The sequence below is a fragment of the Caballeronia sp. LZ035 genome (assembly GCF_031451175.1).
GTDB lineage: Bacteria > Pseudomonadota > Gammaproteobacteria > Burkholderiales > Burkholderiaceae > Caballeronia.
In genome coordinates, this window is sequence record NZ_JARUXS010000001.1 from 1555819 (window position 1) to 1579952 (window position 24134).

Below are 24134 nucleotides of genomic sequence, written 5' to 3' on the forward strand. Positions count from 1 at the left end.
ACGTTAAGAAGATGGGATCAATGGATCTGGATCAGATTGTCGCGGACGCGAAAAGCGCCTTTGAACACGCCACCGACGCCAACACGCTCGAAAACGAGAAAGCGCGCTTTCTCGGCAAGTCGGGCGCGCTGACCGACTTGCTGAAGGGCCTGGGCAAGCTCGATCCCGAAGCGAAGAAGACGGAAGGCGCGCGCATCAACCAGGCGAAGCAGCAAGTCGAAGCCGCGCTGAACGCGCGCCGCCAGGCGCTCGCCGACGCGTTGCTCAACCAGCGTCTCGCGTCGGAAGCCATCGACGTCACGCTGCCCGGCCGCGGCGCCGGCGCCGGCACGCTGCATCCGGTGATGCGCACGTGGGAACGCGTCGAGCAGGTGTTCCGCTCGATCGGCTTCGACGTCGCCGACGGTCCCGAGATCGAAACCGACTGGTACAACTTCACCGCGTTGAACAGCCCGGAAAACCATCCGGCGCGCTCGATGCAGGACACCTTCTACGTCGACGGCCAGGACGCCGACGGCCGGCCGCTCCTGCTGCGCACGCACACGAGCCCGATGCAGGTGCGTTACGCGCGCATGAACAAACCGCCCATCAAGGTGATCGTGCCAGGCCGCACGTACCGGGTGGACAGCGACGCCACGCACTCGCCGATGTTCAACCAGGTCGAAGGCCTGTGGATCGAAGAGAACATCAGCTTCGCCGACCTGAAGGGCGCTTACACCGATTTCCTGAAGAAGTTCTTCGAGCGCGACGACATTCTCGTGCGCTTCCGTCCGTCGTATTTTCCGTTCACGGAGCCGTCGGCCGAGATCGACATGATGTTCGAGCACGGCAAGAACGCGGGCAAATGGCTGGAAATCTCCGGCTCGGGCCAGGTGCATCCGACCGTCATCCGCAACATGGGCCTCGATCCGGAGCGCTATATCGGCTTTGCGTTCGGCAGCGGCCTCGAGCGCCTGACGATGCTGCGCTACGGCGTGCAGGACCTGCGTCTGTTCTTCGAGAACGACCTGCGTTTCCTGCGCCAGTTCGCCTGAAGCACGCAGGGCCCGCGACGTCCGGCTGCTCGCACTTGTCGAAGCCGGACCAGAGACTCCAAACATTTCGAACGTAGACACCATGCAATTCCCAGAATCCTGGCTCCGCAGTTTCGTCGATCCGAAGCTCTCCACCGACGAACTCGCGCACGCGCTGACCATGGCCGGCCTCGAAGTCGAAGACCTGCGCCCAGTCGCGCCGCCCACCACGAAGATCGTCGTGGGTCAGGTGCTCGAAGTCGCGAAGCATCCGAACGCGGACAAGCTCAACGTCTGCCAGGTCGATGCCGGCACGGGCGAGCAACTGAACATCGTGTGCGGCGCGCCGAACGTGGCGCCGGGCATCAAGGTGCCGGTCGCGCTGATGGGCGCCGTGCTGCCGCCGGCCGAAGCGGGCGGCGAGCCGTTCGTGATCAAGCCCGCCAAGCTGCGCGGCGTCGATAGCCAGGGCATGCTGTGTTCCGCGCGCGAACTGAAGCTGTCGGAAGATCACAGCGGCCTGCTGATCCTGCCCGCCGATGCACCCGTCGGCCAGGACATTCGCGAAGCGCTCAATCTCGACGACACCGTCTTCGAGATCAAGCTCACGCCGAACAAGGCGGATTGTCTGTCGGTGTATGGCGTCGCGCGCGAAACGGCCGCGATCACCGGTGCGCCGCTGAAAGCGCTCGAGGTGCCGGCGGTCGAGGCCACGCTCGACGAAAAACTGCCTGTGAAGATCCTCGCGCCGGACCTGTGCGGCCGTTTTTCCGGCCGCGTGATTCGCGGCGTGAACGCGCATGCGAAGACGCCGCACTGGATGGTCGAGCGGCTCGAACGCGCGGGCCAGCGCAGCATTTCCGCGCTGGTCGATATCTCCAACTACGTGATGCTGGAACTCGGCCGTCCGTCGCACGTGTTCGATCTCGACAAGATCCACGGCGCGATCGAAGTGCGCTGGGGCAAACCGGGCGAGACGCTGAAGCTGCTGAACGGCAACACCGTCGAGCTCGATGAAACCGTCGGCGTGATCGCCGATGACCGTCACGTCGAAAGCCTCGCGGGCATCATGGGCGGCGACAGCACGGCGGTGTCGCTGGATACCACGAACATCTATCTCGAAGCTGCGTTCTGGTGGCCCGACGCCATTCGCGGCCGCGCGCGCAAGTACAACTTCTCCACCGATGCCGCGCATCGCTTCGAGCGCGGCGTCGACTACGCGACGACCGTCGAGCACATCGAAATCATCTCGCGCCTGATCCTCGACATCTGTGGCGGTGCGGCAGGTCCGGTCGACGACCAGATCGTCAACGTGCCCGAGCGTCATCCCGTGGCGATGCGCGTGTCGCGTGCGCATCGCATCATCGGCGTGGAGATCGGCGCCGAGGAAATCGCGCAGATCTTCACGCGTCTCAACCTCGCGTTCGAGCGCGACGGCGATACCTTCAAGGTCACGCCGCCGCCGTATCGCTTCGATATCGAGATCGAGGAAGACCTGATCGAGGAAGTCGCGCGCATCTACGGTTTCGAGAAGATTCCGGCGCGACCGCCGGTCGCGCACAGCGAAATGCGCCGCACCGATGAGACCCGGCGTTCGATCCACGTGCTGCGTCACGCGGTGGCGGCGCGCGATTATTCGGAGACGGTGAACTTCAGTTTCGTCGATGCCGAGTGGGAGAAGGACTTCGCCGGCAATGAACAGCCGATCACGCTGCTGAATCCGATCGCAAGCCAGCTCTCGGTCATGCGCACGACGCTCTTCGGCAGCCTGGTCGAAGTGCTGCGCCATAACCTGAACCGTCGCGCCGAGCGTATCCGCGTGTTCGAGGCGGGCCGCGTGTTTCATCGCGATGCGTCCGTGCAGGCGGGCGAACTCACCGTGCAGGGCTATGCGCAGCCGAAGATGATCGGCGGCCTGGCGTATGGCCCGGTCATCGAGGAGCAGTGGGGCGCGGCGACGCGCAACGTCGACTTCTTCGACGTCAAGGGCGACGTCGAAGCGCTGTTCGCGCCGGTCGTGCCGCGCTTCGTGAAGGCCGAGCATCCGGCGCTGCATCCGGGACGTTCCGCGCGTATCGAGGTGGCAGGACGCGCGTTGGGCTGGATCGGCGAACTGCATCCGCGCTGGCAGCAAAAGTATGACCTTCCGCATGCGCCGGTCGTCTTCGAAGTCGATGCCGAAGCGCTGATGGAACGCGCGCTGCCGGCGACGTCCGAGGTGTCGAAATTCCCGCCGGTGCGTCGCGATATCGCGGTCGTCGTGGATCAGAACGTGCCGGTTCGGGCGCTGCTCGACGAGCTCGAAAACGCCCGTTCAGAACCCGCTTGCAAGCACGTCACAAGGGTTGCGCTTTTCGACGAATTTCGTCCAAAATCAAATACTTCCGGAGGGTTGGGCGAGCACGAGAAAAGTCTTGCCTTCCGTGTAACGTTGCAAGATACTGGCGGCACGCTTCAGGACGAAACAGTCGATACGGCCATCAAGACACTGGTGGATCGTCTGACTCGAGTACACGGCGCGCGGTTGCGTGGATAGCCTTCATCTGGAGTGGCCCATCCGCACAATGCCCAAGGTCTCAAGCGTGTTACGCGCCGTTCTACCGATATGAACCAAATGAACTCGAGTGATTTCGAAGCCCTTCTTTCGGCGCAGCGCAGCGCCATGACCCGAGATATCCCGACCTCGAGCGCGCCTGGCGATACGCCGACGCTCACGAAAGCCGAACTGGCCGAGATGCTGTTCGACCACGTCGGCTTGAACAAGCGCGAGGCGAAAGACATGGTCGAAGCTTTCTTCGAAGTCATTCGCGACGCGCTGGAGAGCGGCGAGAGCGTCAAGCTCTCCGGCTTCGGCAATTTCCAGTTGCGCGACAAGCCTCAGCGTCCCGGGCGTAATCCGAAGACCGGCGAGGCCATTCCCATTGCGGCGCGGCGGGTCGTCACGTTTCATGCAAGTCAGAAGCTGAAGGCGCTGGTTGAAACGGGAGCGGAAACGGATCTCGCACGTTGATCCCTGATTCACGGAAAGCATGCGGCATCGTCCGCGCTTTCCGCTGCTGCTGACCACCGCGCTTCAATCGACATCAATAACCAAGATGGTTGATCGACGATGGAAAAAGTCGTCTTGCCTCCTATCCCGGCCAAGCGTTATTTCACGATTGGCGAAGTGAGCGAACTGTGCGGCGTCAAGCCACACGTGCTGCGCTATTGGGAACAGGAGTTCACGCAGCTGAGGCCGGTGAAACGGCGGGGCAATCGCCGGTACTATCAGCATCACGAGGTTCTGCTGATCCGGCGCATCCGCGACCTGCTGTACGAGCAGGGCTTCACGATCAATGGAGCGCGCAATCGCCTCGACTCGCAAGGCCGTGCAAGCGCCGACGAAGCCGAGGGCGAGAGCATGTCGAACGAGCCGCAGACGACGCAGGCCTCAGTGGATGTCGATCAGTTGCGCAAGGAGATTCTTCAGGTGATCGGCCTGCTGGGTGGCTGAGGGCGTGCACGGATGATCGATGTGCCTTGGTTGGGAAAGCATAGAAATGCCGCGCTTCGTCGCGGCATTTTTTTCGTCTGTGCACAGCGCGGTGTTTCGTTCATGCGCTGCGTGCTGCACACATGCGCAGTACGATGAACGCCTGCTTGTTCCCGTCCCGTCCTACCGATTCAGGAGGCTTTATGCGAGTGCTGCTCGTTGGCGCAACCGGACTGCTGGGCACCGAAATCAAACGGATTCTCGAACCTCACCACGATGTGATCACCGCAAGCCGCAAGGGCTCTGATGTGGCTGTCGATCTATCGGACAAGGCGAGCATCGTCGCCATGTATGAACGAGTCGGGCAGGTGGGTGCGGTGGCGTGTGTCGGCGGAGCAGCGAAATTCGCGCCGCTCGATGCGCTCGGCGACGCGGACTTTGCCTTCAGCCTCGCCAACAAACTGATGGGGCAGGTGAACCTCGTGCGCTGCGCAAGCGGACATGTGGAGGCCGGTGGTTCGGTCACGCTGACGAGCGGCACACTGGCGCAGGAACCGATGGTCGGCGCGGCCGCGGTGAGCATCGTCAATGCAGGATTGGAGGGCTTCGTGCGGGTGGCGGCACTGGAACTGCAAGGCACGTTGCGCGTGAATGCGGTGAGTCCGGGATGGGTCGCGGAGACGCTCGAATCGATGGGCAAGGATCCGTCGCAGGGCATTGCCGCTGCGGATGTTGCCAAGGTCTACAAGCGTGCCATCGACGAGGCTATCACCGGGCAGACGCTGCTCGCAGTCAAGGGCTAGGACTTGAGAGCGGCGCGCAGGCGTCGCTTTGGGCGGAGGGCGGCGCGAGCAACGCAAGGGACGGGCGCTTTGAACTCGATCGAGCAAAACACAATGCTGGGCCCGACGCCCGAGGGCGGATAAATGCGCCAGTCGTCATTGCCGTGATGGAAGAAGTAGAGCGCGTATCGCCCGCCGGGCTTCGGCGCGCTCAGGCATACGTAGCGGCTGCCGCCGGGATAGATGCGCCCGTAGCGCGAAACGCGTGCGTGACTCGTGGAATCGAACCATCTCGAGACTTCCTCGCGCAGACGGGAGAAAGGTCGATCGGGCGGGATGCGCCCGGAGTGCGAGGGCATGGAAACGGTCGAGGGCATGGCGCGCGAATCCTTATGCGTCACCTTAAGATTAGAGCTTAAATAGCTGATCGACAAGCTTTTTTTCGCGTCTAACGTATGAGCATTGAACCCTGAACCAGCGCGGTTCGGCAACTGCGAAAAGGCGGTTGAATGTCAGACGCTGAAGCCCATCATCGCGGTGGTGCCGGAGAGGGCTTCCTGTGCCTCGCGAGCCTTGAGCATGGCGTCGGCGAGACGGTAGTAAAGCTGCGCGCGCTCTTCGAGGAAATCGGCGGAAGCATCGTTCGGCAAGGAATCGTCTGCCATGTCGCCCGCCAAGGCTTGACCTGCGAAATAGTCCCGGAGCGACATCCCGAAGTTCGTATTACCGGGAAATGCGCGCGGGTTGTTGAGCTTGTTATACGCCATTGTTTTTGCTCGCCGTGTGTACGTAACGGTTCTTCAGATTCCCAAGCGGGTGCTTGTAAAGCTTGATTGGAGCGGCAAAGAAAAAGGCTCTCTGGTCGAGACCAGAGAGCCTTTTTTGTACTGGTCGGGGCGAGAGGATTTGAACCTCCGACCACCTGCACCCCATGCAGGTACGCTACCAGGCTGCGCTACGCCCCGATTGCTTCAACAGGCCCGGCTGCGCGATGTGGCAACCGTCTGTGTAGCAAAGAGAGGCGATTGTAGCAGCCCTCTTGCGGGACTGGAAGGGCTCGCGCTTTAATCGGTGCAAGAACGCGTGATTCTTGCTCAGATTAATTCCCGCTTGGTATGTCGCGCATGAGGTGAAGCCGAGATGCACGCCTGTGCTCATGCATCGAATGCATCGAATGCACCGGGACGAATGCAGCAATCAACGTTCGCATACCCCTTCAAGCCAGCCATGTAATCTGTCGTTCTCATTGGCTTGCGGATGATAGACGTTCAACGTCAGACGGCCATAAAAAGCGCCACTGCTATCCACGATGACGGGCGGATCGGTAGCGAAAACGTTGCATGGACTGCTCGGTGAGTACGGTGATCCGAACGGGCCGTAATGATTGAAGATACTGTCAGCCGAGTACGCGGAGCCGTGGTGTCCGTACTGATTGTGAACAGAGTCCGACGCATACTCGCTACAGTTGATGCAGCCCAGATATGTCTGAGGGCTACCTGTGCCGAATAGCATCAGTTTGGTGGTTTGAGCCGGCACTTCTTTCGCGCACGTCAGTACATACGTTGCCAAGAGCGCGGTAAGCCATCTTGTCATGTGCCTCCTCAGGATGATCGCGTGGACCTGTATGCGTCAACCAGGTCGAGTTCTTTGGAAGTGCGTGATCGCATGATCAATCGACCGGAACGTTCGGGGCCGCACCTGCACAGCGATGGCGTGCAGCGTACCGATTGCTAAGCTCCGACCGCGTATAAGCCGACGTCTGGATCTGCACGACATCGCGCTGCTTGCACTGGGCGCGTCGCTCTGCCGGACACTTCGCGCAAGCACGCGTACGCGCACGCCCACCCGGCCGACAGCGAGCAAATCGCTGACGCCGTCGAAACCGCACGGCCAGCGCCAGTGCGATCGTCAACTGAATCAGGTAGGTCACGGCCCGTTCACCCCAGTCGCTCCGGGATGCGTAGCGCTCGTACTCCGTCCGCTCGTAGAAGCTGGCCGAAGCAAAGATCATCGTGAGCGCGAAGTCCAGCAGCATGGCGAGACAACAGAGTGCAAAGAAGAACAGCGCGCCGTTCCAGCGCGGAACGCCGCATCCTGCATTGACCGTGCGGCAAACGAACATCACGAAGGCCAGCAGGCACAGCCCGAAGGCCAAAGGAAGCCAGGAAAAATCCATGTCGCGCAAACCTCGTGTCAGACGAAGTGAGGGAGGGTCCCAGCGAATGCGCGACGTCGCGACACACCTCGTCGCGCGCATGCTCAGGGAAGCGGCGCGATCATGGCATGTCGTCCCTCAAGCACGAATACGAGTAATCCTAATAAGGCGGGCGATCGCTCAGCGCGTCGGAGAGAAAGTCGATGAAGGTCCGTACCTTGCTCGTCATGAACTTGCGGCTGGTGTACACCGCATACACGGACGGCGCGAAGGCCGAATAGTCCGGCAGCACCCGTAGCAGTGTTCCGGATGCAAGCTCCGGGTCCACGATCCACGCCGGAAAATACGCGAGTCCGAGCCCGGCGCGCACGAGTTGCAGCGCCATCGCGGTGTCGTTGGTTTTGAGCACGGCCTGATGCTTGACGGTGAACGCGCCGTCCGGTCCGGTCAGCGTCACCGCTTCGATATTGGTGTAGGTCGGCAACACCATCCGGTGCCGCGCCAGATCGTCCGGATGACGCGGGTAGCCCTGCCGCTCCAGGTAGACGCGCGCGCCCGCGAGCATGAAAGGCATCCTGCACAGCGGCCGCACGATCAGCGAGGGAGAAGGGTCGGAGGTCGCCCGCAAGGCCATGTCATAGCCTTCCTCGACCAGATCGACGAAGCGGTTCTCCAGCCGCAGATCCACCAGCACGCCGGGATAGCGCGCCTGATACGCCACCACGAGTTCAGCGAAAGTGGGATTCGCAAACCAGCCCGGCGCGGTCACCTTGAGCACGCCCTGGGGCTGCGCCGTCTGCGCGCCGACGGCCGCCTCCGCAGCCTGGAGAATATCGAGCGCCTCGCTGCATTGCTCGAAGTACACGCTGCCGGCTTCGGTGAGACTGAGATGCCGCGTCGTCCGGTTCAAGAGACGCACGCGCAACTGCCGCTCCAGATTCGCGACGTGCTTGCTGGTCATGGCGGTCGACATGTCGAGGCGCTCGGCGGCTTTCACGAAGCTGCCCGCCTCGACGACCTCGCGAAACACCCGGAGACTGGTCAGCGCATCCATCGATCATTCCTGCCCGGCGATAAAACTGCGATGTTAGCGGGATTCATCATCTGGAGAGAGCGAGCTTATTTCGGCCATTCGTCGAGTTCGTCGTTGAACAGCGCGGCCACGACACCGCGCAGCCATTGCGTGCGCGCGTCGTTATGGAACTTGCGATGCCAGTGCTGTTTGAGATCGAAGCGCGGCAGCGCGAGCGGCGGCTCGGCGAGCGTGATCGATGCGTGTTCGGCGACGTACGCGAAGCCGATCGCATGCGGCACCGTGGCGATCAGGTCGGTGCGCGACAGGATGAACGGCAGGCTCATGAAGTGCGGTGTTTCGAGCACGGCGCGGCGCCGCACGCGCTCGCGGTCGAGATGGTTCTCGAGGATCTCCTGGCTGCGGCCTTCCGCGCGCACCACGGCATGTCCGCAGGCGAGAAAGCGTTCGAGCGTCAGCGGTTCGCGTGCATACGGGTGATCGCGCCGCATCAGGCAGATGAAGCGGTGTGAAAACAGCCGTTGCTGGAAGAAGTTGTTGCCGCGCAGATCCGGAAAATAGCCGATGGCCAGATCGATTTCACCGGCTTCCAGCCCGCGTCCGACATCGCCATGCGAAGCCGACACCGAGCGCAGGTTCGCATGCGGCGCCTGTTGTGCGAAGGCTTGCAAGAGACGCGGAAGGAACACGATCTCGCCCACGTCCGACAGCGCAATCGAAAAGGTTTCCGCGCTCGTGGACGGATCGAAATGCTGCCGGTCGAGCATGCCGCGCTCGATGCGGGCAAGCGCCTCGCGCGCGGCGGGCACCAGCGCAAGCGTGCGCGGCGTCGGCTCCATGCCGCGCGCGGTGCGCACGAACAGCGGGTCGTTGAAATACTCGCGCAGCCGCGCGAGCGCCGTCGACACACGCGGCTGGCTCACGCCGAGCCGCTCGGCGGCGCGGCTCACGTTGCGCGTTTCCTCGATGGCGACGAGGTACGGGATCAGGTTCAGATCGAGATCGTTCATGGCGCTCGCTGCGTCCAATGTTTCAACCTGCGGAAAAAACGATCAGCCGCGCCGCGCGACCATGTCCGACACGCGCTGCGCCGCGTCCTGCAGCGGCTCGAGAAAGGCTTTCACCATCTGCTTCGCGCTCTTGCGCTGCGCATTGCCGCTGATATTGAGCGCCGCGATCACACGGCCTTGCCGGTCGCGGATCGGCGCGGACATCGAGATCAGGCCTTCCTCCAGTTCCTGATCGACGATGGCCCAGCCCTGCGCGCGCACGAGCGCAATCTCTTCCTTCAGCGCTTCGCGGTCAACGATCGTGCGCGGCGTGCGCGCCACCAGCGGATTCGCATCGAGGATGGCGTCGAGGCTGGCTTCGTCGAGCGCGGCGAGCAGGACGCGGCCCATCGACGTGCAGAACGCGGGCAGCCGGCTGCCGATCGAGAGGTTCTGCGTGATGATCTTGTGCGTCGGCACCCGCAGCACGTAGACGATCTCCGCGCCGTTCAGCACGGCCGCCGAACAGCTCTCGTGCACTTGCCCGACCAGATCTTCCATGACCGGTTCGGCGAGATTCCAGAAGGGCATCGACGTCAGGTACGCGAAACCCAGGTCGAGGATTTTTGGCGTAAGTTGGAACAGGCGGCCGTCCGCCTCGACATAGCCGAGCGCCTGCAAGGTCAGCAGGATGCGGCGCGCGCCCGCGCGCGTGAGCCCGGTGGCCGCGGCGACGTCGGTGAGGGTCTGGGCGGGCCGGCTGGCGTCGAAGGAACGGATCACCGACAGCCCGCGCGCGAACGACTGCACATACGCGTCGCCGGGCCGCGACTGCGTATCCGGTGTATCCGATGCATCCGGCGGATCGATCTCGGGAGCGGCTGAGGCTGAGGCTGATGGTTTCATATGCATGATCCAGGTGGCGCGAAGCGGCGGCGGCTCCGTGAAAACCCGCACTTCGACAGTGCTTCGTTGACACGGCAACAAACGCAGGACTACCATGCCGATGTTCGCTAAACGAATCCATGTTCGCATATCGAACATTCGCTGGCAAGACAACTTGCAAATCTGATTTCGAGCAGACAACCCCTGGAGCGGGACGGGCGCCTGCGGTAAGCGCGGCGTCCAGACTGGAGAAGAACGGCAATGATCAACAAGATTTTCGATTCGCTCGCCTCGGCCGTGGCCGACGTCCACGACGGCGCGACCATCATGATCGGCGGATTCGGTACGGCGGGCATGCCGTCCGAGCTGATCGACGCGCTCATCGAGCAGGGCGCGCGCGATCTCACGATCGTCAACAACAACGCCGGCAATGGCGACATCGGCCTGGCCGCGCTGCTGAAGGCGAAGCGCGTGCGCAAGATCATCTGCTCGTTCCCGCGCCAGACCGATTCGCACGTGTTCGACGCGCTGTATCGGGCGGGCGAGATCGAGCTCGAGCTCGTGCCGCAGGGCAATCTGGCCGAGCGCATCCGCGCGGCGGGCGCGGGCATCGGCGGGTTCTTCACGCCGACGGGCTACGGCACCAAGCTCGCGGAAGGCCGCGAAACGCGCGAGATCGACGGCAAGCACTACGTGCTGGAGTCGCCGCTGCACGCGGACTTCGCGCTGGTGAAGGCGTTCAAGGGCGACCGCTGGGGCAATCTGGTGTATCGCAAGACGGCGCGCAACTTCGGCCCGATCATGGCGAGCGCCGCGAAGACGGCCATCGTGCAGGTGTCGAAGGTCGTGCCGCTCGGCGAACTGGATCCCGAGAACATCGTGACGCCGGGCATTTTCGTGCAGCGCGTGGTGGAAGTGCCGCAAGCGGTGCATCAAGCTGAACTCGCTGCGTGAACGAACGCTGAAAGAACGTTGAGAAAGGACATAGCCATGAAGAAACTGACTCGTGATGAAATGGCCCGGCGCGTGGCCGCGGACATTCCCGAAGGCGCCTATGTGAACCTCGGCATCGGCGTGCCGACGCTCGTCGCCAATCACCTTGCGGCGGACCGCGAGATCTTCCTGCACAGCGAAAACGGCCTGCTCGGCATGGGCCCGGCGCCGGCCAAGGGCGAGGAAGACGACGAACTCATCAACGCCGGCAAGCAGCACGTCACGCTGCTCACGGGCGGCGCGTATTTCCATCACGCGGATTCGTTCGCGATGATGCGCGGCGGCCATCTCGACTTCTGCGTGCTCGGCGCGTTCCAGGTGTCGGCAGACGGCGATCTCGCGAACTGGCACACCGGCGCGCCGGATGCGATTCCGGCGGTCGGCGGCGCGATGGATCTGGCGATCGGCGCCAAGCAGGTCTACGTGATGATGGAATTGCTGACCAAGCAGGGCGAAAGCAAGCTGGTCGCGCAATGCTCGTATCCGGTGACGGGCGTGCAGTGCGTGGATCGCGTGTACACGGACCTCGCCGTGTTCGACGTCACGCCGGAAGGTTTCGTCGTGCGTGAAATGGTGGAAGGCCTGTCGTTCGATGAGCTGCAGAAGCTCGCGCAGGTGCCGCTGCAATATGCGCCGCTGAGCGAAGCCGCCTGAACTGCATACCGAGCTGAAGCCCGAGCCCGAGCCTGAGAGACACAAGACAATATTGGAGCCAAGCAATGAAAGAAGCCTTCGTATGTGATGCGATCCGCACGCCGATCGGCCGTTACGGCGGCGCACTCTCGTCAGTGCGTGCCGACGACCTCGGCGCCGTGCCGCTGCGCGCGCTCGTCGAACGCAACAAGGACGTGGACTGGGACGCGGTCGACGAAGTGATCTACGGCTGCGCCAACCAGGCGGGCGAAGACAACCGCAACGTCGCGCGCATGTCGGCGTTGCTGGCGGGCCTGCCGGTCGGTCTGCCGGGCTCGACGGTCAACCGTCTGTGCGGCTCCGGCATGGACGCGATCGGCATTGCCGCGCGCGCAATCAAGGCGGGCGAAGCCACGCTGATGATCGCAGGCGGCGTCGAAAGCATGAGCCGCGCGCCGTTCGTGATGGGCAAGGCGACGAGCGCGTTCTCGCGCGCCGCCGAGATTCATGACACGACCATCGGCTGGCGCTTCGTCAATCCGCTGATGAAGAAGCAATATGGCGTCGATTCGATGCCGGAAACCGCCGAAAACGTCGCCGACGACTACAAGGTGAGCCGCGCCGATCAGGACGCGTTCGCGCTGCGCTCGCAGCAGAAGGCGGCCCGCGCGCAGAAGGACGGCACGCTGGCGCAGGAAATCGTCGCGGTGACGATCGCGCAGAAGAAGGGCGATCCGCTGATCGTCGAGCGCGACGAACACCCGCGCGAAACCACGCTCGAGACGCTCGCGAAGCTGAAGGGTGTCGTGCGGCCGGACGGTTCGGTGACCGCCGGCAATGCGTCGGGCGTCAACGACGGCGCGGTCGCCATGTTGATCGCCGACGAAGAGAGCGCGCAGCGCCACGGTCTCACGCCGCGCGCGCGTATTCTCGGCGTCGCCACGGCGGGCGTGCCGCCGCGCGTGATGGGCATTGGCCCGGCGCCGGCGTCGCAGAAGCTGCTGGCGCGCCTCGGCATGAGCATCGACCAGATGGACGTGATCGAACTGAACGAAGCGTTCGCCTCGCAAGGTCTCGCGACGCTGCGCATGCTCGGCGTGGCCGACGACGACGCCCGCGTCAACCCGAACGGCGGCGCGATTGCGCTGGGCCATCCGCTCGGCGCGTCGGGCGCGCGTCTCGTCACGACCGCGAGCTATCAGCTGCATCGCACCGGCGGCCGCTATGCGCTGTGCACGATGTGCATCGGCGTGGGGCAGGGCATCGCGATCGTCATCGAGCGCGTGTGACCGCATGTTCGCAGCCACGGGACGTCTCACCGATCTGATCTGCGGCAGCGAGGCCGCCAACGCGCTCTGGTCACCGCGCGCAACCGTGCAGGCGATGCTCGACGTCGAAGCCGCGCTCGCGCGTGCGTCGGCGCTGCATGGCGTGATTCCGGCGAGCGCCGTGGACGCGATCGTCGCCGCATGCCGCGCCGACGAGATCGACGCGCAAGCCTTGATGAGCGGCGCGCAGGCAGGCGGCAATCTGGCGATTCCGCTCGTCAAGCAGTTGACGGCAGTGGTCAAGGCGCGCGACGCCGAGGCCGCGAAGTACGTGCACTGGGGCGCGACGAGCCAGGACATCATCGACACGGGCCTGGTGCTGCAATTGCGCGCCGCGCTCGATCTCTTCGATGCCGACCTGCACACGCTCGCCACGGCGCTTGCCGCGCAGGCGCAGGCGCACCGCGCGACGCCGATGATCGGCCGCACGTGGCTGCAGCAGGCGCTGCCGATCACGCTCGGTCTCAAGTTCGCGCAATGGCTCGACGCGATCACGCGCCATCGCGCGCGTCTCGACGAGTTGAAGGCGCGTGCGCTGGCGCTGCAGTTCGGCGGCGCGGCGGGCACGCTCGCGAGTCTGCGCGACCACGCATTGCCGGTCGCGCAGTCGCTCGCGGACGATCTTCATCTGACGCTGCCGGTCCTGCCGTGGCATACGCAGCGCGACCGCATTGCGGAAGCCGGAGCCTGGTTCGGCATGCTGACGGGCACACTTGGCAAGATCGCGCGCGACATCTCGCTGATGATGCAGACCGAGGTCGGCGAAGTCGCGGAGCCGGCGGCGGCGGGCAAGGGCGGTTCGTCGACCATGCCGCACAAGCGCAATCCGGTCGGCTGCGCGGCGGTGCTGACGGCCGCGACGCGCGCGCCGAATCTCGTCGCGACGATTTTCGCCGGCATGGTCCAGGAGCACGAGCGCGCGCTCGGCGGCTGGCAGGCCGAATGGGAAGCGCTGCCCGATCTCGCGCGGCTGGCGGCGGGCGCGGTGACGAATCTCAACGGCATCGTTGCAGGGCTCGAAGTGAATGCGGGCCGGCTCGCGCAGAATCTCGACGCCACTCACGGCCTCGTGCTCGGCGAAGCGGTGATGCTCGCGCTGGGCGATGCCATCGGCCGGATGGATGCGCACAAGCTGGTGGAAGCAGCATCGAAGGCGGCGGTCGCGAACGGCCGCCCGCTGCTCGAAGCACTCGCCGCCCATGAAACCGTGATGCGCCATCTGTCGCACGCGCAACTCCAGTCCCTGCTCGATCCGGCGAACTACGTCGGACAGGCGCAGTCGTTCGTCGATGCGGCCATCGCGAACGCCCATTTGAAAGAACCGAAAGAACAGGAGCGTTAAAGCATGCCTCTTGCTGAAGTCAACGGAACCCGGCTTCACTATCGCGTCGATGCCACGGCGGGCGACAGCGCCCCGTGGCTCGTGCTGTCGAATTCGCTCGGCGCGGATGTGTCGATGTGGACGCCGAACATCGAGGCGTTCGCGCAGCATTACCGGGTCGTGCGCTATGACACGCGCGGTCACGGTCACTCGGACGTGCCGCCCGGGCCGTACACGATCGACCAGTTGATCGGCGATGTGATCGGCCTCATGGATCATCTGAAGATCGAGCGCGCGCACTACTGCGGGCTGTCGATGGGCGGCCTCACCGGCATTGGCCTGGCGGCGCGTCATCCAGAGCGCTTTGAGCGCGTCGTGTTGTCGAACACGGCCGCGCTGATCGGCTCGGACGCCGTGTGGACGCCGCGCGCCGCGAAAGCGCGCGAGCCGGGCGGCATGCCCGCGCTCACCGACGCCGTGATCGCGCGCTGGTTCACCGCGCCGTTCATCGAACGCGAGCCGCTCGCGCTCGCCGCTATCCGCGATGTGTTCCGCCATACGTCGGGCGAAGGCTACGCGTCGAATTGCGAAGCGATCCGCGACGCCGACCTGCGTGACGAAGCGAAGACCATCACGCTGCCGGTGCTGATGATCGCCGGCACGCACGATCTCTCGACGACCGCCGAGCAGGGCCGCGAGCTGGCGGGTTATATCGAAGGCGCGCGCTACCTCGAACTGGACGCGGCGCATTTGTCGAACATCGAAAAGCGCGCCGAGTACACGAGCGCCGTTCTCGATTTCCTTGGAGCATGAGCATGACCGATGATGAACGCTACGAAGCCGGCATGAAGGTGCGCCGCGCGGTGTTGTCCGACGCGCACGTGGACCGGTCGCTGGCGAACCGCACCGAACTCACCACCGATTTCCAGAACTTCATCACGCGCTATGCATGGGGCGAGATCTGGACGCGTGACGGCCTGCCGCGGCACACGCGCAGCCTCATCACCATCGCGATGATGGTGGCGCTGAATCGGAGCGAGGAACTCGCGCTGCATCTGCGCGCCGCGAAGAACAACGGCGTGACGCAGGACGAAATCAAGGAAGTGCTGCTGCAGACGGCGGTGTATTGCGGTGTGCCGGCGGCGAACTCGGCCTATCACCTGGCGCAGAAAATTTTCGACGAAGAGAAGCAGGCCTAGCCGATTGCGCGGCCTCGAAGCCGATACTCAAGCCGTCCCGGCGCAAACCGGGACGGCTTTTTTGCATGTGCGGCTCAGAACGCATAGTAAGGACCGGGGCCGGCGGGTGTCGCGCGTTCCTGGAAAGCCGTGAAGACGCGCCGGCCGAAGAAGAACGGCAAGCCCCAGTCGAAGAGATTGCCCGACGCGCCCGCGAGATTGTCGAACGCGTAATTGCCGCTGCCGAACAGGCTCGTCGAAGGCGCGACGCTGAAGTTCACCATGCTCTGCGCGCCCGCCGGCGAGCGGATCGTCGCGCTGAGCGACTGCGTCGTCGCCGGGCAAAACCATCCGCCGCAGCGCGTGAGCGTTGTCGACGGAAAGAACAGGCCGTTCGAGCCACTGTCGATGAAACTCGCGCCGTAGCTCGTGCCGCCGAAATCCGTCGTCACATAGGCGCTCGCCGAATCGGCCGCGAGCACCGTGGCCGAGCCTAGCGCATTGTTCGCCTGCGAGCCGATGCCGAAGGTCAGCGTGCCGGCGACGCTGAAGGCGCCGTTGTCAGGCACGTCGGGCAGTTCGATCACGACGCCGTTGTTGTCGGTGGCGAAGTTCGCGACCGGATTCGTCACCTGTTGCGCGACGGCGAGCGGGCTCGGGGCGCATGCGCCCGCAGCACATTGGTAATACCAGCGCGGCATGGGCGAGTTGGCGCAGTTCGCGCCGCAATCGGCGACGAACGGCCCGATGCCGAGAATGCCGTTGCCGCGCAGGGTGGTCGCGTTGAGCATCGAGAGTCCCGACTGGTTGCAGTCCTGGGCGACGCCGGGCACCGTCGGATCGGCGATGATCTGCACCGAGGTCGAGGCCGCCAATTGGCCCGCGAGCCGGATATCGGCCTGGCGCACCGCACCCCACGTATAGCCGGAACCGAATACGGCGCATTCCGCCATCGCCGAGCCTGGCGCGCTGCCTGCGACGGGCGGCAGCGCCATGGTCGGATCGAGCGCGGAGGCCAGCACGCGAAGGCCGTGCGAGCCGGTATCGACCTGAATGCCGTCGACGGTCTGGCACGTGTTCGTGCCCGGCACGCAGAGTGTCACGCTGGTTTGCAGCATGTTGCGCGTGCCGGTGGCGGTGCGCGACACGGTGATGGGCTGCACATTGGGCGACGACGATTGCACGACGGCCGTGCTCGCGGAGTCCGGTGCGTTGGCCTGCGCGGGTGCGGCCGGGGACGCGGTTGAGGCCGGGGACACGATTGGCGCGGTCGTGGTCCCGCTTGCTTGACCATTGCCGCCGCTGCCTCCTCCTCCGCCGCCGCAGGCAACCAGCAGCGAGCAGAGCGCCGTGACGAGCAGCAGCGCGCAGGCTTCGAGGAGCGCTTCGAGGTGAGTCATGGCGGCCTCCTACTGAATGTCCGACACGTTCACGCCAGACGGCAGCGCGTTCGCGAGCCACGCGCGGCCGCTGAACTCGCGCAGGCGCATGCGGTTCTCGACGACCAGGTCTCCTGTCGCCACCTGCGCCGTGTGCAGTCCGAGCGTGCCGATCGATGCCAGTGCGCCTTCCCTGAACGTTTCGAAATGCGTGCCGAGGAGCGTCTGGATGTCCGGCATCGCGGGCCCTCGCCAGGATACGGCGTAGACGGTGCCGCTTCCGTCGACGTACTCCCGGATGACAATCCCGTTCGCATCGGTCGTTTCCCGGAATGCCGGCCCGCCCGATTGCGCCCGCCGCACGACGGCGTCCGATGCTTCGTCCGATGCGCGTGCCGTGCCGCCGAGATGGGCCGTCGCGGTCGCCGTCAGCAGTAAAGAACCCATCGCCAGCCCCCGCGCGATATTTTTAGGATGTCTGATTTTGATCATCGAATCCCTCTCTCAAATTGGGAGTTTTCGTATTGTTTGAGAGGAGATTCTAGGGTTATGGTTATGCTGCGCAATAGATGGCTGCTTTTGGTCAGATGTGCGTCGGACGTTGCGCCCTTCTGAAAAATCCAATACGAATCAGCGGGTTGCCGCGAGCACACGCGTCAATCGTCGCTCCGGTCAACCGTCATAAATTGTCATTTCTGATCGAGGCGAAGCGGCGGCTCATCCGAGCGTTTCGCTGATGTCGCGCGTTTCATCAAGTGATCGCAAATCAGGTTCATGCGCGGCGTGCTGAGTCGCCGCGCAGTGTCAGTCATGAGGGATATCCCGTGTTTTTGCACCGGCGCGCGCGGGATCGGTAAAATAACGGGTTGATCCACGGAAGAACGCCCGTGGCGTTGCGGAAGGACTTTCCAGACATGACAGATTTTCGTGTAACCAAGCGGGTAACCCAGCAGCTCAGCACGCGGGCGGTCACGCGCATGGCTGCGTTGCTCGCGGTAGCAGGAATCGTGGCGGGATGCGGCTCGACCAATCCCAATGCGTTCAATTACAAGAGCGATCAGCGTTCGAAGCAGGTGTCTTTGGCCGTGCCGCCGAATCTGATTGACGAAACGGCCGACCAGCGCTCGCTGCCGCCGCAGGGCGGACAGGCCTCGCTGTCCGATCTCCAGCAAGTACAGAAAGTCGCGCCGAACGCGCCGACCGTCGTGCCGCCCGTCTCGGGCATGCGCATCCAGCGTGACGGCGCCGAGCGCTGGCTCGTGGTCGACGGCAAATCCCCCGATCAGGTGTGGCCGCAAATCCGGCGCTTCTGGCAGGAGCAGGGCTTCCTGCTGGTGGTGGATCAGCGCGACAAGGGCGTGATGGAAACGGACTGGAACGAAACCCATCCGCAGATTTCCGACGGCCTGATCCGCGACACGCTCGCCAAGGCCACCGGCAATTCGTATGTCACGGCCGAGCGCAACAAGTACCGGACGCGTCTCGAAAAAGCGCCGGACGGCGGCACCTACGTGTTCATCAGCCAGAAGGGCATGCGTGAGGCGCTCACCGGCGTCAACAACGATTCGAGTCAGTGGCAGGCGCGTCCGAATGATCCCGCGCTCGAGAACGAGTATCTGAAGCGCCTGATGTCGTCGATGGCGCTGTCCGACCAGCGCATGGCGTCGGGCGGTGCGACCTCGCTGGATACGCCGGCCGCAGCTGGCGTCGGAGCCGGCACGCAAGCCGCAAAAGCCGGCGATGCCAAGGCGGCGTCGGTCGCGGCACAGAACGTCGCGAATGCCGGCAACACGCCGATCCGCAACGAAGTCGTGCCCGAAGCCGATTCGTCGCAGCTCACGTTGCCGGAAGCCTACGATCGCGCGTGGCTGCGCGTGGGCACCGCGCTGGATCGCGCGAACTTCACCGTGGACGACCGGGATCGCGCGAAGGGCATGTATTACGTGCGCTACGTCGATCCGACCGACAAGCGGTCGGCGGAGCAGGGCTTCTGGAGCCAGGTATTCCATGGCCGCACGGAAATGAAGGCCAAGCAGTATCAGGTCAATGTGCGGGCGGTGACGGAAGCGCAGACGCGTGTCGCCATCGTCGACGACAAGGGCAATCCGGACTCGTCGCCGCAAGCGCGTCAGATCATGGCGCTGCTCGCCGGGCAGATCAGCTGATCCTTCCCGCACCACGCTTCACTTCGCAACGCCTCCTTCGGGAGGCGTTTTTGTTTGCATCGTTCGCGATGAGCGTGGTCCAACCGGTCATCGCATGCTCGTTTCGTAATGCGCGCTAATGCGAAACTCGCCTTCGATATGCGCAGACAATTCTTTCCATCGGGAAATGTGCGCAAAAGCTTATAAAGAATAGGCCCCTGGATAGTACATTGCATCAATGGCGCGAATCGTCGCTCGAAGCTTCTTCGACAAGCGAGTCATCACGCGCAACGAACCAGACATGCCGAACATTGGCTCGCCATGACGCGAGCCCCGATGGCCCCGTCGCCTATCCTCGTAGGGCGACGGTTTTTGCCCGCGTTTCCACCGAAACGCGGGCTTTTTCTTTGTGGGTCGCGCCTGGGTGCGCTGGTCTTGCGCCTGTGCCATTCCGGCAGCGCGTGACGCGGGCGGTTATGCTCGTGCTTCGTCAATTTACGAAGACAGGAGAAGCCCATGTCGGAAGTCGCCGTTGTCGCGATATTTGTCGCGAAGCCGGGCAAGGAAGAGGAACTGAAGCAGGTGCTCGAAGCGAACGTCGAGCCGACGCGCAAAGAGCGCGGCGCCTTGCAATACGATCTGCATCGCGACAACGAGGAACCGCGCCGCTTCATCTTCGTCGAGCGCTGGGAGAGCCAGGATGCGCTCGACGCACACGGTCAGGCGCCGCATATCCAGGCATTCCGCGCCAAGGCGCCGGCGCTGTGCGAACACGGCGAAGTACGCAAGGCAACGAAGCTCCTCTAAGTTCCCCTAAGCCGACAAGGACGGACGCTGTCAGTGCGTGTCGTGCGGCACGTCGAGAATGAGGATGATGGTCCAGTCGGCGTCGCCTTCGTGATGGTACTGGCGCTCCGCGACGATGAACGGCTGCTGCTTGCCGTCCGGGCCGAGAAAGAGCACGTCGCCTTCCATCGGCAGGCATTCGACGGGCGGCAGCGCCAGGTACGCGTCCTTGTTGGCGTTGCGCGGCATCAGTTTTTCGATCTTGCGCGATGCCGCTTCGGTCCATTCGATATCGAGCTGGATGTTGCTCATGCTGTCGTTCGCACGGTGAGTGCGCTCCACGGTTGAATCGTTGAAAAAGGCGATGGGCAATGTAGCACACGCCATGCTCGGACCATGATGCGCCTCGAAGGAAAAAACGGCCCGCAGGCCGTTTTTTTTCGCACGCTGAAACGTCATCGGAGACGACGCGTTCAGATCTCCTCGTACAAGGGCAGCGTCAGGAACTCGGTGAACTCCGCCGAAGTCGACATCTCCTCGAAGATCTTCGCCGCGCGTTCATAGGGCTTCGTGTCCGTGCCCGTAGCGCCGACGGCCATTCTCACCTTCTCCAGCTCGTCGATGGTGATCTCGCGCACCAGCGCGGCCGTGACCTTGCGGCCGTCGTCGAGCGTGCCCTTCGGCGAGCGGATCCACTGCCACACTTGCGAGCGCGAGATCTCGGCGGTTGCCGCGTCTTCCATCAGGTTGTGGATTGGCACGCAGCCATTGCCCGCCAGCCACGAACCGAGATAGTGGATGCCGACGTTCACGTTATTGCGCAGACCGGCTTCGGTGATCGGGGCCTCCGGACGGAAGTCGAGCAGATCGTGCGCGGTGACCTGGACGTCGGGGCGTTGCTTGCCGATCTGGTTCGGCTGGTCACCGAGCACGTCGACGAACGCCTTCATCGCGATCGGCACGAGGCCCGGATGCGCGACCCAGCCGCCGTCGTAGCCGTCGGTGGCGTCACGCGTCTTGTCGGAGCGCACGCCGTCCATCGCGCGCTCGTTCGCCGCGGGATCGTTCTTGATGGGAATCAGCGCCGACATGCCGCCGATCGCCGGCGCCTGGCGCTTGTGGCAGGTCTTCAGCAGTTCGAGCGCGTAGGCGCGCATGAACGGCGAGGTCATCGTGATCTTCGCGCGGTCGGCGAGACAGAAGTCCGTGTCGTTCTTGAACTTCTTGATCGCCGAGAAAATGTAGTCCCAGCGGCCCGCGTTCAAACCCGAGCTGTGCTCGCGCAGTTCGTAGAGGATCTCGTCCATTTCGAAGGCGGCGAGAATCGTCTCGACGAGCACGGTTGCGCGAATCGTGCCGCGCGGAATGCCGACGGCTTCCTGTGCCGCAACGAAGACATCGTTCCACAGACGGGCTTCGAGATGGCTCTCCATCTTCGGCAGATAGAAGTAAGGACCGCTGCCGCGCACGATCAACTCGCGTGCGTTGTGGAACAGATAGAGCGCGAAGTCGAACAGGCCGCCGGACACGCGCTGGCCGTCCACGGTCACATGCTTTTCATCGAGATGCCAGCCGCGCGGACGGACGATCAGCGTCGCGATCTTGTCGTTGAGCGTGTACGACTTGCCGTTCTGCTGCAGCGAGATCGTGCGGCGCACCGCGTCGCGCAGGTTGATCTGGCCGACGATCTGGTTGTCCCAGTTCGGCGCGTTCGAATCCTCGAAGTCGGTCATGTACGAATCGGCGCCGGAATTGAGCGCATTGATGATCATCTTGCGCTCGACCGGACCCGTGATTTCGACGCGGCGGCATTGCAGGTCCTTCGGCAGCGGCGCGACGGTCCAGTCGCTCTCGCGGATCGAGCGCGTGGCGTCGAGGAAATCGGGGCGCTCGCCGGCGTCGAGGCGCTGGGTGCGTTCGACGCGCGCCGCGAGCAATTGCTGGCGGCGCGGCTCGAACTGACGGTGCAGCGCGGCGACCAGTTCGAGCGCCTCGGGCGTCAGAATGGCCTGGAAATCCGGCTGGATGTCGGCCGAGATTGCCATGCCCTTCGGCAGCGTGAGCGGGTTCGAAATTGAGGTCATTGTGTTCTCCTTGGTCGGTCAGACGGTTTTGCTGGGTGGCTTGTGTGGGGTGAATCCGTGGCGATTCAAACCGGAGACGCGCGGCGCACACTGACCGCCGTGCGGCTGCGCGCCCTCTCGGGCGGGCGCGCCGCGCTCGCTTCGACAAACGCGACGAGGTCCGCCATGCCGCGCCCGCGTCCATGCGGCGCGACGCCGAGTTCTTCCGCCGCGAGTGCCGCGCGATTGATCCAGAAACTCGTGTAGCCGAACCAGGTCGCGCCCGCGACGTTCCAGCCGCTGCCCGAGACGAACACGATGTCGCGCGGCGGCGCATCGAAGGCACGGGTGCCGAGTGCATAAGCGGCGGGGGCGGGCGGATAGGCGCGGGCGGCATCGACGGACAGCACGTGATCGAATAGACCGCTCATGCCGGCGCTCTTCACGGCGACGTCGAGCATCGGTGCGCTGCCGTTCGAGAGGATCGCGAGCGGCAGGTTGAAGCGGTCGCGTAGCGCCGTGAGCGCCGGCACGATGTCGGGAAACGTCGAGAGGCACGCGTATTCGTCGAGCAGGCGCTTTTCGGCGGCGTGGGTCAGCGCGTCGGCGAGCGCGAGACGCGCGGCGGCGTGGCGCAGCGCATCGACGGTGATCTTCCAGAATGGCTCGTAGTGCGTGCCGGCCGGATCAGCGAGGGTGCGCAGTTGTGTGTATTCGATCTGCTTGCGACGCCACAGCCGGGACAGCGCGACGCCGCGTCCGGGAAACAGCTGTTCGGCGGCGGCGACCACCGAATGGACGTCGAAGAGCGTGCCGTAGGCGTCGAAGATGACTGCGCGCGGAAGCCGGGGCATGTCGGGGAGAGACGAGGGTGTCGCAGTCGCGGTGAGTGTCGTTCTGGCCGACATGGCCGTGCGCTCCGTATCGAGGTCGGGATCGATTCTATTCGTGATCCAGGTGATGGAAAAAGCACCGCAACATCACTTGATCTTTTACTTTTCAGTATCTAATCTGTCCTCGGGCTTCCTCAATGACGACAAAAGCGCATGGATCGGTTCAAGCAGATAGAAACCTTCGCCGCGGTCGCGGCGAAGGGCAGCCTCTCGGCGGCGGCACAGGCGGAAGGCATCGCGCCCGCGGTGATCGGACGCCGGCTCGATGCGCTGGAAGAGCGTCTCGGCGTCAAGCTGCTGGTGCGCACCACGCGCAGGATCACGCTGACCTTCGAAGGCTCGGCGTTCCTGGAGGATTGCCAGCGCATCATCAACGACATGCAGAACGCCGAGGCGAGCGTGTCGGCGGGCGGCGTGAAGGCGAGCGGGCACTTGCGCGTGTCGGCGCCGGCGGGCTTCGGCCGGCGCCATGTGGCGTCGCTGGTGCCGCGCTTCACGGCGCAGCATCCGGATGTGTCGGTGAGCCTCGACCTGACCGACCGCATGGTCGACCTCGTCAATGAAGGTTTCGACTGCGCGGTGCGGCTGGGCGAGTTGCCGGATTCGTCGCTGGTGTCGCTGAAGCTCGGCGAGAACCGGCGCGTGTGCGTCGCGTCGCCGGACTATCTGGCGCGCCGCGGCACGCCCGCCGATCTCGCCGCGCTCGCGCAGCACAACTGCCTGGCGCTCGGAGCATCGGCGAATCAGCAGCGCGGCTGGGTGTTCCAGCAGGACGGCCGCGTCGTGACGATCAAGGTGTCCGGCACGATGGAGTGTTCCGACGGCGCGGTCCTGCACGAATGGTGTCTGGAAGGACGCGGGCTCGCGTGGCGCTCGTGGTGGGAGGTGGGCGACGATATCGGCGAGGGACGGCTCGTGAGCGTGCTCGAAGGCTTCGCCGCGCCGCCCATCGGCATTCACGCGGTGTTTCCGCAGCGCCGGCATCTGCCGTTGCGGGTGCGCCTGTTCCTCGATCTGCTCAAGCATACGTACAACGCTCCAGGGTATTGGGGGGACGAGGCGCAGTAGAAACGTTCGCTCGGGCAGG

General features: G+C 64.2%; 25 protein-coding genes and 1 tRNA gene. 14 read left to right on the forward strand and 12 right to left on the reverse strand.

Annotation, left to right across the window (positions count from 1 at the left end; translation table 11 throughout):
• The first annotated feature begins 20 nt into the window (after nt 1–20).
• The 5 genes from pheS to QCE88_RS07330 all read left to right on the forward strand — a co-directional run bounded on the left by pheS (nt 21) and on the right by QCE88_RS07330 (nt 5288).
• The gene (pheS, locus tag QCE88_RS07310) at nt 21–1034 is read left to right on the forward strand and encodes a phenylalanine--tRNA ligase subunit alpha (protein ID WP_309831771.1); all 1014 of its coding nucleotides are present in this window, start codon (nt 21–23) and stop codon (nt 1032–1034) included.
• 82 nt (nt 1035–1116) lie between these two features.
• Nucleotides 1117–3549: a phenylalanine--tRNA ligase subunit beta gene (gene pheT / locus QCE88_RS07315; protein ID WP_309900523.1), complete on the forward strand. Its 2433-nt coding sequence runs from the start codon at nt 1117–1119 to the stop codon at nt 3547–3549.
• Between the two features lie 69 nt (nt 3550–3618).
• On the forward strand, nt 3619–4023 hold the full coding sequence (locus QCE88_RS07320) for an integration host factor subunit alpha (RefSeq protein ID WP_309808019.1): 405 nt from the start codon (nt 3619–3621) through the stop codon (nt 4021–4023).
• A gap of 99 nt (nt 4024–4122) precedes the next feature.
• A complete protein-coding gene (locus tag QCE88_RS07325) occupies nt 4123–4506 on the forward strand; it encodes a MerR family transcriptional regulator (protein ID WP_309900525.1) in 384 nt (127 codons plus the stop codon).
• A gap of 182 nt (nt 4507–4688) precedes the next feature.
• Nucleotides 4689–5288 (forward strand): short chain dehydrogenase, encoded by a 600-nt coding sequence (locus QCE88_RS07330; protein ID WP_309900527.1) that lies wholly within the window; start codon nt 4689–4691, stop codon nt 5286–5288.
• Here QCE88_RS07330 and QCE88_RS07335 read toward each other — a convergent pair.
• The 7 genes from QCE88_RS07335 to QCE88_RS07365 form a co-directional block, all read right to left on the reverse strand.
• Nucleotides 5285–5701, reverse strand: coding sequence for a hypothetical protein (locus QCE88_RS07335; RefSeq protein ID WP_309900528.1), 417 nt, complete (start codon nt 5699–5701; stop codon nt 5285–5287). The two genes, QCE88_RS07330 and QCE88_RS07335, sit on opposite strands and share 4 nt — an antisense overlap.
• 78 nt (nt 5702–5779) lie before the next feature.
• On the reverse strand, nt 5780–6034 hold the full coding sequence (locus tag QCE88_RS07340) for a hypothetical protein (protein ID WP_309900530.1): 255 nt from the start codon (nt 6032–6034) through the stop codon (nt 5780–5782).
• Between the two features lie 121 nt (nt 6035–6155).
• Nucleotides 6156–6232: transfer RNA gene (locus QCE88_RS07345), tRNA-Pro, on the reverse strand.
• Nucleotides 6233–6936: 704 nt separating this feature from the next.
• Complete coding sequence (locus tag QCE88_RS07350) at nt 6937–7443, reverse strand: hypothetical protein (RefSeq protein WP_309900532.1); 507 nt, start codon at nt 7441–7443, stop codon at nt 6937–6939.
• Between the two features lie 139 nt (nt 7444–7582).
• Nucleotides 7583–8476 carry a LysR family transcriptional regulator gene (locus tag QCE88_RS07355; protein WP_309900534.1) on the reverse strand — a complete coding sequence of 298 codons (894 nt, stop codon included), beginning with the start codon at nt 8474–8476 and terminating at the stop codon, nt 7583–7585.
• Nucleotides 8477–8541: 65 nt separating this feature from the next.
• Nucleotides 8542–9465 (reverse strand): LysR family transcriptional regulator, encoded by a 924-nt coding sequence (locus tag QCE88_RS07360; protein WP_309900536.1) that lies wholly within the window; start codon nt 9463–9465, stop codon nt 8542–8544.
• A 42-nt stretch (nt 9466–9507) separates the two neighbouring features.
• Nucleotides 9508–10350 carry an IclR family transcriptional regulator gene (locus QCE88_RS07365; protein WP_309900538.1) on the reverse strand — a complete coding sequence of 281 codons (843 nt, stop codon included), beginning with the start codon at nt 10348–10350 and terminating at the stop codon, nt 9508–9510.
• Between the two features lie 240 nt (nt 10351–10590).
• Here QCE88_RS07365 and QCE88_RS07370 point away from each other — a divergent pair, with 240 nt between their 5' ends.
• The 6 genes from QCE88_RS07370 (at nt 10591) to pcaC (ending at nt 15803) form a co-directional block, all read left to right on the forward strand.
• Nucleotides 10591–11283 carry a 3-oxoacid CoA-transferase subunit A gene (locus QCE88_RS07370; RefSeq protein ID WP_309808028.1) on the forward strand — a complete coding sequence of 231 codons (693 nt, stop codon included), beginning with the start codon at nt 10591–10593 and terminating at the stop codon, nt 11281–11283.
• Between the two features lie 36 nt (nt 11284–11319).
• Entirely contained in the window at nt 11320–11976 is a 657-nt protein-coding gene (locus QCE88_RS07375; RefSeq protein ID WP_309831825.1) for a 3-oxoacid CoA-transferase subunit B, read from the forward strand.
• Nucleotides 11977–12041: 65 nt separating this feature from the next.
• Nucleotides 12042–13244: a 3-oxoadipyl-CoA thiolase gene (gene pcaF, locus QCE88_RS07380; protein ID WP_309900540.1), complete on the forward strand. Its 1203-nt coding sequence runs from the start codon at nt 12042–12044 to the stop codon at nt 13242–13244.
• A 4-nt stretch (nt 13245–13248) separates the two neighbouring features.
• A complete protein-coding gene (locus tag QCE88_RS07385; protein ID WP_309900542.1) occupies nt 13249–14625 on the forward strand; it encodes a 3-carboxy-cis,cis-muconate cycloisomerase in 1377 nt (458 codons plus the stop codon).
• Between the two features lie 3 nt (nt 14626–14628).
• Complete coding sequence (gene pcaD, locus QCE88_RS07390) at nt 14629–15417, forward strand: 3-oxoadipate enol-lactonase (RefSeq protein WP_309900543.1); 789 nt, start codon at nt 14629–14631, stop codon at nt 15415–15417.
• Between the two features lie 2 nt (nt 15418–15419).
• Nucleotides 15420–15803, forward strand: coding sequence for a 4-carboxymuconolactone decarboxylase (pcaC, locus tag QCE88_RS07395; RefSeq protein ID WP_309900545.1), 384 nt, complete (start codon nt 15420–15422; stop codon nt 15801–15803).
• 74 nt (nt 15804–15877) lie between these two features.
• Here pcaC and QCE88_RS07400 read toward each other — a convergent pair whose 3' ends face one another.
• Both QCE88_RS07400 and QCE88_RS07405 read right to left on the reverse strand, forming a co-directional pair.
• A complete protein-coding gene (locus QCE88_RS07400) occupies nt 15878–17182 on the reverse strand; it encodes a DUF3443 domain-containing protein (RefSeq protein WP_309900548.1) in 1305 nt (434 codons plus the stop codon).
• A 9-nt stretch (nt 17183–17191) separates the two neighbouring features.
• Nucleotides 17192–17608 carry a DUF2844 domain-containing protein gene (locus QCE88_RS07405; protein WP_309900549.1) on the reverse strand — a complete coding sequence of 139 codons (417 nt, stop codon included), beginning with the start codon at nt 17606–17608 and terminating at the stop codon, nt 17192–17194.
• Nucleotides 17609–18075: 467 nt separating this feature from the next.
• Between QCE88_RS07405 and bamC the strand changes: the two genes are divergently transcribed.
• Together bamC and QCE88_RS07415 are read left to right on the forward strand one after the other, a co-directional pair.
• Entirely contained in the window at nt 18076–19326 is a 1251-nt protein-coding gene (gene bamC, locus QCE88_RS07410) for an outer membrane protein assembly factor BamC (protein ID WP_409018056.1), read from the forward strand.
• Nucleotides 19327–19821: 495 nt separating this feature from the next.
• Nucleotides 19822–20112 carry a putative quinol monooxygenase gene (locus QCE88_RS07415; RefSeq protein ID WP_309808037.1) on the forward strand — a complete coding sequence of 97 codons (291 nt, stop codon included), beginning with the start codon at nt 19822–19824 and terminating at the stop codon, nt 20110–20112.
• Between the two features lie 30 nt (nt 20113–20142).
• Here QCE88_RS07415 and QCE88_RS07420 read toward each other — a convergent pair whose 3' ends face one another.
• The 3 genes from QCE88_RS07420 to QCE88_RS07430 form a co-directional block, all read right to left on the reverse strand.
• The gene (locus QCE88_RS07420) at nt 20143–20403 is read right to left on the reverse strand and encodes a DNA-binding protein (RefSeq protein WP_309831840.1); all 261 of its coding nucleotides are present in this window, start codon (nt 20401–20403) and stop codon (nt 20143–20145) included.
• Nucleotides 20404–20564: 161 nt separating this feature from the next.
• Nucleotides 20565–22166 carry a malate synthase A gene (aceB, locus tag QCE88_RS07425; protein ID WP_309903448.1) on the reverse strand — a complete coding sequence of 534 codons (1602 nt, stop codon included), beginning with the start codon at nt 22164–22166 and terminating at the stop codon, nt 20565–20567.
• A gap of 74 nt (nt 22167–22240) precedes the next feature.
• Nucleotides 22241–23062, reverse strand: coding sequence for a haloacid dehalogenase type II (locus QCE88_RS07430; RefSeq protein ID WP_409018057.1), 822 nt, complete (start codon nt 23060–23062; stop codon nt 22241–22243).
• A 138-nt stretch (nt 23063–23200) separates the two neighbouring features.
• Here QCE88_RS07430 and QCE88_RS07435 point away from each other — a divergent pair, with 138 nt between their 5' ends.
• Complete coding sequence (locus tag QCE88_RS07435) at nt 23201–24115, forward strand: LysR family transcriptional regulator (RefSeq protein ID WP_309900552.1); 915 nt, start codon at nt 23201–23203, stop codon at nt 24113–24115.
• Nucleotides 24116–24134 lie beyond the last annotated feature (19 nt).

Bases quoted from the DNA above. Each gene is read 5' to 3' on its own strand.
- pheS (WP_309831771.1), top strand. From the start codon at position 21: ATGGATCTGGATCAGATTGTCGCGGACGCGAAAAGCGCCTTTGAACAC.
- pheT (WP_309900523.1), top strand. From the start codon at position 1,117: ATGCAATTCCCAGAATCCTGGCTCCGCAGTTTCGTCGATCCGAAGCTC.
- QCE88_RS07320 (WP_309808019.1), top strand. From the start codon at position 3,619: ATGAACCAAATGAACTCGAGTGATTTCGAAGCCCTTCTTTCGGCGCAG.
- QCE88_RS07325 (WP_309900525.1), top strand. From the start codon at position 4,123: ATGGAAAAAGTCGTCTTGCCTCCTATCCCGGCCAAGCGTTATTTCACG.
- QCE88_RS07330 (WP_309900527.1), top strand. From the start codon at position 4,689: ATGCGAGTGCTGCTCGTTGGCGCAACCGGACTGCTGGGCACCGAAATC.
- QCE88_RS07340 (WP_309900530.1), bottom strand. From the start codon at position 6,034: ATGGCGTATAACAAGCTCAACAACCCGCGCGCATTTCCCGGTAATACG.
- QCE88_RS07350 (WP_309900532.1), bottom strand. From the start codon at position 7,443: ATGGATTTTTCCTGGCTTCCTTTGGCCTTCGGGCTGTGCCTGCTGGCC.
- QCE88_RS07355 (WP_309900534.1), bottom strand. From the start codon at position 8,476: ATGGATGCGCTGACCAGTCTCCGGGTGTTTCGCGAGGTCGTCGAGGCG.
- QCE88_RS07360 (WP_309900536.1), bottom strand. From the start codon at position 9,465: ATGAACGATCTCGATCTGAACCTGATCCCGTACCTCGTCGCCATCGAG.
- QCE88_RS07365 (WP_309900538.1), bottom strand. From the start codon at position 10,350: ATGAAACCATCAGCCTCAGCCTCAGCCGCTCCCGAGATCGATCCGCCG.
- QCE88_RS07370 (WP_309808028.1), top strand. From the start codon at position 10,591: ATGATCAACAAGATTTTCGATTCGCTCGCCTCGGCCGTGGCCGACGTC.
- QCE88_RS07375 (WP_309831825.1), top strand. From the start codon at position 11,320: ATGAAGAAACTGACTCGTGATGAAATGGCCCGGCGCGTGGCCGCGGAC.
- pcaF (WP_309900540.1), top strand. From the start codon at position 12,042: ATGAAAGAAGCCTTCGTATGTGATGCGATCCGCACGCCGATCGGCCGT.
- QCE88_RS07385 (WP_309900542.1), top strand. From the start codon at position 13,249: ATGTTCGCAGCCACGGGACGTCTCACCGATCTGATCTGCGGCAGCGAG.
- pcaD (WP_309900543.1), top strand. From the start codon at position 14,629: ATGCCTCTTGCTGAAGTCAACGGAACCCGGCTTCACTATCGCGTCGAT.
- pcaC (WP_309900545.1), top strand. From the start codon at position 15,420: ATGACCGATGATGAACGCTACGAAGCCGGCATGAAGGTGCGCCGCGCG.
- QCE88_RS07400 (WP_309900548.1), bottom strand. From the start codon at position 17,182: ATGACTCACCTCGAAGCGCTCCTCGAAGCCTGCGCGCTGCTGCTCGTC.
- QCE88_RS07405 (WP_309900549.1), bottom strand. From the start codon at position 17,608: ATGGGTTCTTTACTGCTGACGGCGACCGCGACGGCCCATCTCGGCGGC.
- bamC (WP_409018056.1), top strand. From the start codon at position 18,076: ATGACAGATTTTCGTGTAACCAAGCGGGTAACCCAGCAGCTCAGCACG.
- QCE88_RS07415 (WP_309808037.1), top strand. From the start codon at position 19,822: ATGTCGGAAGTCGCCGTTGTCGCGATATTTGTCGCGAAGCCGGGCAAG.
- QCE88_RS07420 (WP_309831840.1), bottom strand. From the start codon at position 20,403: ATGAGCAACATCCAGCTCGATATCGAATGGACCGAAGCGGCATCGCGC.
- QCE88_RS07430 (WP_409018057.1), bottom strand. From the start codon at position 23,062: ATGTCGGCCAGAACGACACTCACCGCGACTGCGACACCCTCGTCTCTC.
- QCE88_RS07435 (WP_309900552.1), top strand. From the start codon at position 23,201: ATGGATCGGTTCAAGCAGATAGAAACCTTCGCCGCGGTCGCGGCGAAG.